10 protein-coding genes and 1 pseudogene are annotated in these 12,091 nt (G+C 33.6%); 8 read left to right on the top strand and 3 right to left on the bottom strand.

Annotation, left to right across the window (positions count from 1 at the left end; all coding sequences use genetic code 11):
- A partial coding sequence (locus FFR48_RS29540; protein ID WP_236104121.1) for a lamin tail domain-containing protein occupies window positions 1-1,372 on the top strand: 1,372 nt, incomplete at its 5' end.
- Between the two features lie 184 nt (window positions 1,373-1,556).
- On the opposite strand, the gene FFR48_RS19505 is transcribed toward FFR48_RS29540, so the two are convergent.
- Complete coding sequence (locus tag FFR48_RS19505; protein ID WP_137668523.1) at window positions 1,557-2,213, bottom strand: Uma2 family endonuclease; 657 nt, start codon at window positions 2,211-2,213, stop codon at window positions 1,557-1,559.
- Window positions 2,214-2,476: 263 nt separating this feature from the next.
- Between FFR48_RS19505 and bchD the strand changes: the two genes are divergently transcribed.
- The 3 genes from bchD (at window position 2,477) to FFR48_RS19490 (ending at window position 6,876) form a co-directional block, all read left to right on the top strand.
- Entirely contained in the window at window positions 2,477-4,498 is a 2,022-nt protein-coding gene (gene bchD / locus FFR48_RS19500) for a magnesium chelatase ATPase subunit D (RefSeq protein WP_137668522.1), read from the top strand.
- A 149-nt stretch (window positions 4,499-4,647) separates the two neighbouring features.
- The gene (locus FFR48_RS19495) at window positions 4,648-5,820 is read left to right on the top strand and encodes a DUF262 domain-containing protein (protein ID WP_137668521.1); all 1,173 of its coding nucleotides are present in this window, start codon (window positions 4,648-4,650) and stop codon (window positions 5,818-5,820) included.
- Window positions 5,821-5,826: 6 nt separating this feature from the next.
- Entirely contained in the window at window positions 5,827-6,876 is a 1,050-nt protein-coding gene (locus tag FFR48_RS19490; protein WP_137668520.1) for an MAE_28990/MAE_18760 family HEPN-like nuclease, read from the top strand.
- Window positions 6,877-6,967: 91 nt separating this feature from the next.
- Here FFR48_RS19490 and FFR48_RS19485 read toward each other — a convergent pair whose 3' ends face one another.
- A complete protein-coding gene (locus FFR48_RS19485) occupies window positions 6,968-8,353 on the bottom strand; it encodes a helix-turn-helix domain-containing protein (protein ID WP_137668519.1) in 1,386 nt (461 codons plus the stop codon).
- Window positions 8,354-8,385: 32 nt separating this feature from the next.
- On the bottom strand, window positions 8,386-8,619 hold the full coding sequence (locus FFR48_RS19480; RefSeq protein ID WP_096568799.1) for a YgiT-type zinc finger protein: 234 nt from the start codon (window positions 8,617-8,619) through the stop codon (window positions 8,386-8,388).
- 286 nt (window positions 8,620-8,905) lie between these two features.
- On the opposite strand from FFR48_RS19480, the gene FFR48_RS19475 reads away from it, so the two are divergent.
- From FFR48_RS19475 to FFR48_RS19460, 4 genes and pseudogenes are all read left to right on the top strand, one after another.
- A complete protein-coding gene (locus FFR48_RS19475; protein ID WP_137668518.1) occupies window positions 8,906-9,127 on the top strand; it encodes a hypothetical protein in 222 nt (73 codons plus the stop codon).
- The gene (locus tag FFR48_RS19470; RefSeq protein WP_137668517.1) at window positions 9,124-9,507 is read left to right on the top strand and encodes a type II toxin-antitoxin system VapC family toxin; all 384 of its coding nucleotides are present in this window, start codon (window positions 9,124-9,126) and stop codon (window positions 9,505-9,507) included. The genes FFR48_RS19475 and FFR48_RS19470 overlap by 4 nt, the downstream gene beginning before the upstream one ends.
- A gap of 258 nt (window positions 9,508-9,765) precedes the next feature.
- On the top strand, window positions 9,766-11,403 hold the full coding sequence (locus FFR48_RS19465) for a DNA methyltransferase (RefSeq protein ID WP_137668516.1): 1,638 nt from the start codon (window positions 9,766-9,768) through the stop codon (window positions 11,401-11,403).
- A 472-nt stretch (window positions 11,404-11,875) separates the two neighbouring features.
- A pseudogene (locus FFR48_RS19460) lies at window positions 11,876-12,091 on the top strand (hypothetical protein); the annotation flags it as partial.

Raw genomic sequence — 12,091 nt, 5'->3', positions numbered from 1 at the left:
TGTAATAGGTATTACCGTCATGGCAGACGGTACAATAGTTGGTATTGGCACGAATAATCAACTATATACCAGAAAGACCTTAACCAGTAATTGGGAACATATTGCTAATAGTGGTTCTGTCTTAGGTATTACCGTAATGCCAGACGGTACAATAGTTGGTATAGGCATGAACAATCAACTATATACCAGAAAGACCTTAACCAGTAATTGGGAACATATTGCTAATAGTGGTTCTGTATTGGGGATTGTATGTTATTCAGGTGTAGTATCAGCACCCAAGAGTCAACCAGAAGTTAAACCAGAAACTACACCAGAAGTTAAACCAGAAGTTAAACCAGAACCAACACCAGAACCTGTCGCTGAATCAACACCAGAAGTTAAACCAGAACCAACACCAGAACCTGTCGCTGAATCAACACCGGAAGTTAAACCAGAACCAACACCACAACCTGTCGCTGAATCAACACCGGAAGTTAAACCAGAACCAACACCACAACCGATCGCTGAATCAACACCAGAAGTTAAAGCAGAAACCACGGTTGAAAGTACACCGGAAACTCCAGTTAGTGACTCAGAAGAATTTACCATTACTGCTACTCAAGGTGTCACCATTTCCAAACTATCTTACAAAGGTCAAGTCAAACGTACTCAGTCCGATGAATACATAGAAATTAGCAATTTTGGTAACATTCCTGCTGATATTTCTGGTTGGAAAATTACTTCTGCGGGTAGTGCTAAACAAGTATTCATTTTCCCCCAAGGAACTGTGTTAGAAGGTGGTAAGAGTTTCCGTGTTTACACAAATGAAGTACATCCTGAAACCGGTGGTTTCTCCTTTGGTAGTCGTTCTGCAATTTGGAATGATGCAGGGGATGAAGCAAAATTGTTTGATGCAGCAGGAAACAATGTTTCTACTTTAGCTTATGGTAAAAATACCATTGCAGGTATCAAACAAGAATTAAAAGTTCCTCAACTCAAGTTTGTTGCTACTTATAATGCAGTTAACAAACAAATGTCTTTAGGTGGAAAAGTGACATTTACCGAAGCTGTATCTCTAGCAATTCGCAGTTTCTTAGAAGATGAAAGTGATGCTGAAAGTCCTTTAGGATTAATTCTCAATGATCCTGATAGTTTTGATTTACCAAATGATGTTACCAAAGCAGTCGCTACTGAAGAACTGCGTTCTTATCTCAACGAAAATGGGGTATTAACTTTATATCCTACCGCGAAACGTAGCACCGCAGAAAATGGCGAAACTGTAGATGAAAATTGGATTTTTGAGTTATCACTAGATGCAATGAGTGATGTCATCTTTTGGGCAATTGTACCCCGTTCCGGTGATAAAAAAGTCTATAACTATGGGTTTTTATAGGTAGGTTTTTTATCAATTGATAATTGATAATTGATAATTGATAATTGTTTCATTCAAGGTTTAATGGATGGGTAATTGTCAATTGTTAATTGTTAATTGTCCATTGTTGAAAGGTATTCAGCTTTGAATGTCCAGCACCAGATCCCCGAATTATTTGATAAGTAGGGGATCTGAATTTTTCAAGTTATGAAAGTGTATTGATATCAATTCCTTTAGCTTGCAATTTCGCTAATAAGTCTTGATATTTTTGCTGCTCCTTTTCCAATTGTTGATTTAATTCCAGAGATGTGAGAAACTTTCTTTCATCAGGATAATAAATTTCTAAATTATCTGATGTTAATTCAAAACGTATTCCTAAACGTGGACTTACCCAATTATTCATTTCTTCAATTTCTTCTAACCATTCTTCTTCTCTAATAAGTCCGGTTAATTCAAGGGTTGTTGGATCGTAAATATAATATTCTTCTACTCCATAACGATGATAAAAAAGTAACTTTCTCGCCATTTCTTGACTACGATTTCCGGGAGATAATATTTCAAAAACCACCTGGGGAGCAATATTATTTTCTTCCCATTGTTTATAAGAACCACGTCTACCTTTTGGTCTACCAAAAATCACCATGACATCAGGTGCTTGACGGGTTTTTACACTTCCCTCAACTGGATACCAAAGTAAATCACCTGCTATAAATACATCAGGGTTTGATGCAAATAGTATTTCTAAATTCTCCTTAATTTTAACTATCCATTCATAGTGTTCTGTATTTTCTGCCATCGGTTTTCCATCACTATCAGGGTAGATTATTTCTGATTGGGTTTCTGGTGTAATTTGCTGTACCATATCTATATCTCCATTTTACCAAAGGTAAATAATTGTTTTATTTGACAGTGGTACTCAATCAAGTTATTTATTATTGTACAGGGAATAAATAGGGAATAGAGTTTTAAATAATTTATTGTATGGAGTTCTTACAAAAAAAGAAGTCTGAAATACACAAAACATTATAATAAAAAAACCCTTACCTTCTTCTCTTTGCGTCTTTGCGTCTTTGCGTGAGACATAAAAATGCTATCCTAAAAAATATAATAACCAATAAAAACAAAATGCCAGCGCCTACGATAACCCCAACAACAACAGCTTTTCCATTGACTGCTGTAGTCGGTCAAGAAGCGATTAAAATAGCATTACTGTTAACAGCAGTAGATCCCGGTTTGGGGGGTGTGGTAATTGCTGGTCGTCGAGGTACGGCTAAATCTGTGATGGCGCGTGCCATTCACGCCTTGTTACCACCTATAGAAGTTGTGAAAGATTCCATTAGCAACTGTGATCCAAACCACCCGGAAGAATGGGATGATAAACTGTTAGCGGAACAAAGACAGGAAATAGAAACAGAAGTAAAACCCGTTCCTTTTGTTCAAATACCCTTGGGTGTCACCGAAGATCGACTTTTAGGTTCTGTGGATGTGGAACAGTCGGTAAAACAGGGTGATACAGTTTTTCAACCAGGGTTACTGGCCACCTGTAACAGAGGTGTGTTATATGTGGATGAAATCAATTTATTAGATGATCAAATTAGTAATCAACTGTTAGCGGTATTATCTGAGGGACGCAACCAGATAGAACGGGAAGGTATCAGTTTTCAACATCCCTGTAAACCGTTGTTTATTGCAACTTACAACCCAGAGGAAGGCGCTTTAAGGGAGCATTTACTTGATAGAATTGCGATCGCCCTTTCTGCTGATGGTGTTCTGGGTTTAGATCAAAGAGTGGAAGCAGTGGAACAGGTCATTGCTTACTCCCGTTCTCCCCAAGAATTTTTAAACCAATACAGCGAAGATATAGACGCACTCAAAACCCAAATACTTCTCGCACGGGAATGGTTAAAAGAAGTCAGCATTTCTTTAGAACAAATCACATACCTTGTTAATGAATGTATCCGCGCTGGAGTAGAAGGACATCGCGCCGAATTGTTTGCTGTCAGAGTTGCCAAAGCAGCAGCAGCTTTAGAAGGACGTAATACCGTTAACGCGGAAGACTTGCGACGTGCGGTAGAGTTGGTGATCGTTCCCCGCACTACCATCATTCAAACCCCACCCCCCGATCAACCACCTCCACCACCCCCACCACCCCAAAGTCAAGACGACTCGGAAGAACAACAGGAAGAGGAAGAACAGGAAGACAAAGAAGAACAACAGGAAGAACAGGAACAACAAGAACCCCCAGATATTCCTGAAGAGTTTGTATTTGACCCGGAAGGGGTAATTCTGGATTCTGATGTATTATATTTTGCTCAGATGTCCCAACGGCAAGGTAAATCTGGAAGTCGTAGTTTAATCTTCTCAGAAGACCGAGGACGTTACATCAAGCCGATGTTACCCAAAGGTAAAGTAAAACGCATAGCCGTAGATGCCACATTGCGAGCCGCAGCCCCGTATCAAAAAGCACGTCGCGCCAGACAGCCGAATAAAAAGGTAATTGTTGAACAGGGTGATATGCGGACAAAGCGGTTAGTTAGGAAAGCGGGCGCTTTAGTTGTATTTGTGGTTGATGCTTCTGGTTCAATGGCATTAAACCGGATGCAATCTGCTAAAGGTGCGGTCATGCAACTTTTAACCGAATCCTATCAAAACCGAGATCAAATTGCTTTGATTCCCTTCCGGGGTGAACAAGCGGAAGTGTTGTTACCTCCTACCCGTTCTATTGCGTTAGCAAAAAACAGGTTAGAAAAATTACCTTGTGGTGGTGGTTCACCGTTAGCACATGGGTTAACTCAAGCCGTGAGAATTGGTGTTAATGCTCAAATGGGCGGAGATATCGGTCAGGTTGTGATTGTGGCAATTACTGATGGACGTGGTAATATTCCCTTATCTCGTTCTTTAGGTGAACCCCAAGAACCAGGGGAAAAACCGGATATAAAAGCGGAATTGCTAGATATTGCAGCGAGAATTAGAGCATCTGGGATGCAATTATTGGTAATTGATACGGAGAGTAAATTTGTTTCTACAGGTTTTGCGAAAGAGTTAGCGAAAACTGCGGGAGGTAAATATTACCAGTTACCGAAAGCGACAGATAAGGCGATCGCATCTATGGCTAGAGGAGCGATCGCTGATATAAAATCTAAATAGATTGTCAGAATCATATCAGATCCCCAACTTCTAGCATGAATGATCAATTATGAAGATCATGATCAAAGAAGTCGGGGATCTAGTTTAGGTTAAGCTAATTTGTAGATAAGTCTATTGATTTTTACTACCATTGAAGGAGAATGTAGTCAATGCAACTTCTAGCTCCAACTGAAGAAAAGATGTGGGAAAAAATAGCATCTACAAACTATGTAAAAATGTCTGATCAAGAAATAAATGCAAAATATGAAAAAGGTGAACAACGAATATTAACTGAAATGAACCGGGAAAAGCTACCAGCTTTTGTAGAATCGTTAAAAAAACCCGGTTATATGGATCTTAGACCTTTTTATCAAAGAAGAAATAAATGGAATAAGAAAAAACAGTCTCAACTAATAGAATCTTTTTTGATTAATATTCCTGTACCTCCAATTATTCTGTATGAAAAGAAATATAATGTTTATGAAGTAATGGATGGTCAACAGAGAATTACTGCGCTTAAAGATTTTTATGAAAATCGTCTGCAATTAACAGGTTTAGAACTTTGGCCAGAACTGAATGGACGTACATATAATGAACTTCCTGGAAATATTAAAGCAGGAATTGATCGTCGCTCCATATCATCTATAGTTTTGATTACAGAATCAGCACCTAGTCAAGAAGAAGCTCTATTTTTAAAACAGCTTGCTTTTGAACGCCTGAACACTGGAGGAGAAGACCTCAGTCGTCAAGAAATACGTAATTGTTCATTTTATGGACAGTTTAATCAATTATTGCTAGAGTTAGCAGCTAATCCAATTTTTGCAGCAGCTTGGAATATTCCCATTGATGATGATGAAGAACTTCAGAAAAATAACCTCTACAAAAAGATGGAAGATGCCGAATTAGTTCTGCGTTTTTTTGCATTGCGTAATACTGATAAGTTTAGTAGAGGTATGGAGGGATTTCTCGACTTATATATGATGAAAAGTCTATCATTTTCTGAGCAAGATATCGAATTTCTGAAAGACATTTTTCTCCAAACTATAAATCTAGCTCATCAAATATATGGAGATAACTTATTTAAGCCTTTTGATCCTCAGTCTGATACTTGGATAAATGAAGCACGTAAAGCTTATTATGATGCTGTGATGGTTGGTTTTAGTAGACATTTAGAAGATTCAAATATTTTACTGGAACGTAAGTCAAAGGTAATTGAAAAAACTAAAATTCTGTTTAGAGAAGATACATCAAAGCTGTTTACTGGAGGTGGAAAAACTAAGTCTGATATTCAAGAAAGAATCAGAATATTTAATGATATGTTATCTCAAGTTATAGCAGAGTAAAAAGCAATGTTTGATGAACTGCTCAAGACTGTAAAAGATAATATTTCTACAATTCGTGCCATTATCAAAACGAATGAGAAAATTCGAGACATTGCTTTTGGAGATGTTTCTGTATATCCAGAAGAAACAAAAATAGTCCTCATGGATATGTTTCAAGATATCCCGGAAGCAACTGATTGGCGTGTTTATGATCAATGTGCTGTTGTAACTCGTTTATATGCTATTTATGAAAGTTTTGTTGAAGACTTAATTCAATCTTGGGTGATACTGCTTCCAGATTTATATCCTAATTATTTAGACTTAAATGATGCTATTCGCAAAACCCATCAAAGTGGAGTAGGAAGACTTTTACAAGAAATATTAAGAGAAGATAATAATAGATATAAATTATCTGCACAAAAAGTTATACTTGGATTATTAAATGGAGAAACTGGTGAAAATAAATATGAACTATTACCAGAAGCTTTTCTCTTTCATGAACAAAATTTACGCAAAAACAGTCTGGAGAGATTGTTAGCGAGTGCCGGCATTATTGATAGTTGGAGTTGGGTAGTCAATCATAGAGATATAAAAAATTTTTTAAAGGAAATTAGGGGAAATCAAACTACTTTAGAAAAAGAAATGAATATATTTATTAGTTATCGCAACGACGCTGCACATAGTACAAAGATAGAAGATTGGTTAGGATTTAAACCACTGTTAGAATTATGTGATTTTGTTGAAAGTTTATGTCAAGCACTAACTGAATTAGTCAATTATCAGGTGCTTCAAAGTAAAGAATCAATTGGACAAGTACAAGAAGTTGGTAAAATTACAGAGTGGTTTAAAAAACCTCAAGCTGGTGTTTTCACAGCATATATAGAATGTTCATTATCAGTTGGTAGCACTATTATTTTAGTAGGAGAATCCTACTGTCAAGAAGCTAAAATAGAGAGTATTAAATATAATGATCAGTCAATTACTGATGAGATTAAAACAACCACAGGAATGGAGGTAGGGTTAAAATTTGATGTTGAGGCCAGAAAAGATTTGCGTTTGTATAAATTAACGACTTAAAGCAGATATAAAATCTAAATAGTGGTATCAGATCCCCGACTTCTTTGATCATGATCTTCATAATTGATCATTCATGATAGAAGTCGGGGATCTAGTTTAATGTAAATGAGAGATTTCTCACATATTCCCGAAAAACAGAAGATAATGAAAACATGACCTTATCTTCTTTCAGCTTACTTACTAAATACCGTTGTTGTAAAGATTGTAAACCGTTATTAAAATCAACTGAGGACAAATTTAAGTTTTGTGTTAAACTTTTTTGTGTTAAACTTTGTCTTAATTCTTCTCTGGAAATAGGGTTTTCAAACTTACTCAGTTGTAATACTATTTGTTGTTCTATAGGTGATAAACGGTTAAATGTCTCTTGAAAATGAGACTGGATTTGCTGGGTAATATGTAATGTATTCTCTGCTAAAAATTCAACAACTTCACCATCATAATTTTTGGCAATTAAGACGGTAATAGTTTTTAAAAACATTAAGTTACCTGTATATAATTTGATTAAATCTAACCAACTATCCTGATTTTTTAATCCTGTATTTTGGAGAATATCGGAATGATATAAACCTGAGATTTCTAAAGATTTGATGGGATATAATTCTGGATATAAAGATTCCATTTCTGGACATTGTTCTTGACTAATTAAGATAATATTACTTTGATGTTGGGTTTCTGTAACAAGTTTGAATAAGGGTTGATAATCTTGATATTCTGGTTGATATTTTCCCGCAAGTTCACCAGGTGTAAAGATATTTTGGATATCATCAAGGATGATTAAACATTTTTGTGTAGAGAGAATATTAAATAGTTGTTTGATTTTATCATCTAGATTTTTTTCAGGTTGTTGTTTACAGACTTGCAATAAATCATCAATGAGTAAATTTAGAGATTTGGGATATTTTAAACTTTTCCAAATTATGACTTCAAATTTATCTAAGTTGAAATCTACAAATCTTTTAACTAGAGTAGTTTTACCAATTCCTGATAAACCTAAAATAGAGATTAAAGGGGTGTTTTGATTGAGAATACAATTAGATAAATATTCTAATTCTTTCTCTCTTCCATAAAATCTAATAATTCTCGGTGATAAAGTTAAATCATGGTAAGAAGATTTAGGTATTTCTGTTTCTGGGGAATTTTTATTATTTGATGGATGATTTGAATTTTGACAATTAGAATAAGAATTAATATTATGATTACCAAAGCTAACAATTTTAGAATTTACAACTCTTTCTATAGTCCAAGCAAAATTAGATTTATTAATATTTTCTCCCAACTTATCCGATAATGTTTTAAATAACTTTCTACTTTCATCACCAATATAACCTTCATCATAATTATAAAGTTCAGCAATTTGTTTATAAGTTTTACCCTTAAATAATTCTTCAATAATTCTTTTTTGCAGATCATCTAAATGCTGATCTGTTTCTGTGAAAATTAAATTATCTACAAATTGCAAAATTTCTGTAATAGTCATAAAAACTAGATGTTATAAATTGATATTATCCGCTACGCAGAAAAAGCAAAAACATCAATCTCAATTTTTTTATGAGATTTTTTATTACTATTCAGCAGTGAGCGAATATTTTCCGCAGTTTCACTACTAAAAGTTATTTCTCCACAACGAGAACAAACTTTAGCGGGAATACCCTCAACTAAAATTAGTTTACCGTTAATTTCAAAAGTTTCATTTACTAACTCTTGAGTAAAATTTTCTGAACCACAAATATGACAACTCAACATTATGACCTCCTCTGACAATAATTAATCCATTCTTTTGGATCAGAATCTGCTTATTTACAGGATTGATGCAGTCTGACGCACCTTACCAGATTTTATAAGCCGTTCAAGTATTATAACTTATATTGCTTCCAAACAATCAGGTATTTTCAGGTATTTTTTTAATATTTTTTCATTAAATATCAAATAATATCAGCATTGTTAAACCCATATAAAATAATGGTTTTCCTGCGACTAGACGTAATCCAGAAAAATAATGTATAATAATCATAGAATTAATTATAAAAATATGCAACAATTAATCATTCAAGTTGCTGATAAAGAAAAAGCAGAGATGCTACTAAAAATTATTTCTGCTTTAGATTTTGTCAAATCTGTAGAAGTAGTAGAAGATAACAATAATATAGCTGATAGTGAGCAAGATTTTTTTGATTTAGCCGGAATTTGGGAAAATAGAGATATTAGCACTCAATCCATTCGTCAAGAAGCATGGAGAACAGAAAATAAATGATTTTATGTGATACAAATATTATCATAGAATTTTATAAAAACAATTCTCAAGTTATCTCTGAACTGCGGTTTCAGGGAATTAATCAATTAGCTATTAGTTCTATTACTCAAGCTGAATTATATTATGGTGCTATTAATAATTTGGAGTTGAAAAAAATTAAAACCCATTTACAATTACTCCATATTTTTCCTATTGATGTCATGATATCTACTCAGTTTATTACACTAATGGAAAATTACTCTCTTAGTCATAAATTAAGTATACCTGATGCTTTAATTGCTGCAACAGCATTAGTTAATCAGATTGATTTATATACATTAAATGTTAAAGATTTTCGTTTTATTAAAGGCTTAAATTTACATCAACCTTCTATTAATTAGTTGTAAGATGTGTCAGATATCAAGAATCCGCTTATTTACAGGATTGATGCAGTCTAACGCACCCTACCAGATTTTATAAGCTGTTCAAGTATTATAACTTATATTGATTCCAAAAAATCAGGTATTTTCAGGTATTTTTGTAATATTTCTTAATTATAAATCAAGGAATATCAGGGATTTTCTGAGGTGACAAAAAAGTAACAATCTATAAAAATGATTAATCAAGGTGTATTCAATTACAATGCTTTGAGGAAAACTATGGTTAATCAACTTTATTATGGAGACAACTTAGAAGTTTTAAGAAAGTATATTAAAGATGAATCAGTAGACTTATGTTATATTGATCCTCCTTTTAATTCTAAACGCAATTACAATCAAATTTATAATAATATTGGTTCAGAAGATAAAGCACAAGCACAAGCATTTATTGATACTTGGGAATGGGATGATCACGCTATTAAGGGATTAAGTGAAATCACCAGTAATTATCATGGGTTATTTACTCAACAATGTATAGCTTTAATTACAGGTTTAAGTAATGTTTTAGGAACAGGTAGTTTACTTGCTTATTTAGTGAGTATGACTTTAAGAATAACAGAAATTCATCGAGTTTTAAAACCTACAGGTAGTTTTTATTTACATTGTGATCCGAGTGCTAGTCATTATTTAAAGTTAGTTTTAGATGCTGTTTTTTGTAGTCAAGGAGGAGATTTTTTAAATGAGATAGTTTGGAAAAGAACAACTGCTCATAGTGATGCAAAAAGAAAATTTGGTAAGAATAATGATATTATACTTTTATATACTAAAAATATTGATAATTATACATGGAATCCTCCCTATACTCAATTAAAAGAAGAACGCTTAAAAGATTATTGTTATCAAGATCCAGATGGAAGAAGATGGGCAAGTGGTGATTTATCTGCTAAGGGTTTAGCTGGTGGTGGTTATCAATATGAATATAAAGGAATTAGTGGATATTGGCGTTGTCCTTTACAAAAAATGCAAGAATTAGATCAACAAAATCGCTTACATTTTACATCAAAAAATGGTATTAGAATTAAACGATATTTATATGAAAATAAAGGTCATTTAGTTCAACAAGTTTTTGATGATATTCCTCCTATTTCTTCTCGAGCAAAAGAACGTTTAGGATATCCAATACAAAAACCAGAAGCATTATTAGAAAGAATAATAAAAGCCAGTTCCAACGAAAATGATATCGTATTAGATGCTTACTGTGGATGTGGTACAACCGTTGCAGTGTCTCAAAAATTAGACAGACAATGGATAGGAATAGACATCACTTATCAAAGTATAAGTTTAGTCTTAAAAAGATTAGAAGATAGCTTTGGTAAAGGAGTTTTAGACACCATTAAATTACATGGTATACCCAAAGATATCGAAAGCGCAATAGCATTAGCAAATAAAAAAGACGATCGCACTCGTAAAGAATTTGAAAAATGGGCAATTTTAACCTATACAAATAACCGAGGAATAATTAACACCAAAAAAGGATCAGATCAAGGAGTAGACGGAATTGTTTATTTTTACGGTGATAAAGGAGATCAAGAAAAAATCATCTTACAAGTTAAATCTGGGAAGGTAAAATCAGGAGATATCCGCGATTTATTAGGAACAATGACCTTAGAAAATGCCAGAATTGCCATATTTATCACCTTAGAAGATCCTACCAAAGATATGTTAAAAACTGCCAAGTCTGCTGGTTTTTATCAAAATAAACTCATGCCTCATAGTTGTGATAAAATTCAAATTGTCACAGTGCAAGATATTATTGAAAATAAACAACGATTAACTATGACATTAGCTTATGAAGTTTTAAAAAGTGCAGAAAAACAAAAAGAAGTAAAAGCAAGTCAAATTGAGTTAGATATTTAATAATATCTAGTAGGTTGGGTTGAGGAAACGAAACCCAACACATATATTAACTTTTAATAAATTTTCATCAGTTAACCTATTTCATCAGAACATCATGTAGGGCTTTAGCATTGCTAAACCCCTACAAAAATATCGGTTTTTAAGCTGTTACGCAGCTAAATTCTATAATCATAATATTCTTAGCTCTTGTGGAACAGGCATCTTGCCTGTTAAACTTATACAAATTAAATGCACAACAGCTTATAAATAAATTGCAGATGTAAATAATTCACTATTTTTAATTTATCAATGATGCACGATTTAGTGATACTTTGGAAATGCGTTAGCGGTAACTCCCTGAAGCGATCGCTATACTACCCATAATTTACCCTACCTCCACCAAATCAAATAATTAAAAAATCATAAAAATTCTTATTAATACATCAGTATCAAATACAATTAACCAGCAAATAAAAAACTAAAAAACCTAAACATGAACCAAACAACAGCCAATTATGATCAAGCATGGAAAGGAGCAATAGAAAAATACTTTCCAGAATTTATCAACTTCTTTTATCCCCAAATTTATCAACAAATAGACTGGAGTAAAACACCAATTTCCCTAGACAAAGAACTAGAACAAATTACAGCTACCTCTAACACAGAAAAACGCTATGCTGATAAATTATATCAAGTGTGGTTACTAGAT

This window comes from Sphaerospermopsis reniformis, from assembly GCF_005402885.1.
Taxonomy (GTDB): Bacteria; Cyanobacteriota; Cyanobacteriia; order Cyanobacteriales; family Nostocaceae; genus Sphaerospermopsis; species Sphaerospermopsis kisseleviana.
The sequence above is the reverse complement of the archived record's forward strand: the minus strand, read 5'-3'. Positions and strand labels throughout refer to the sequence as shown.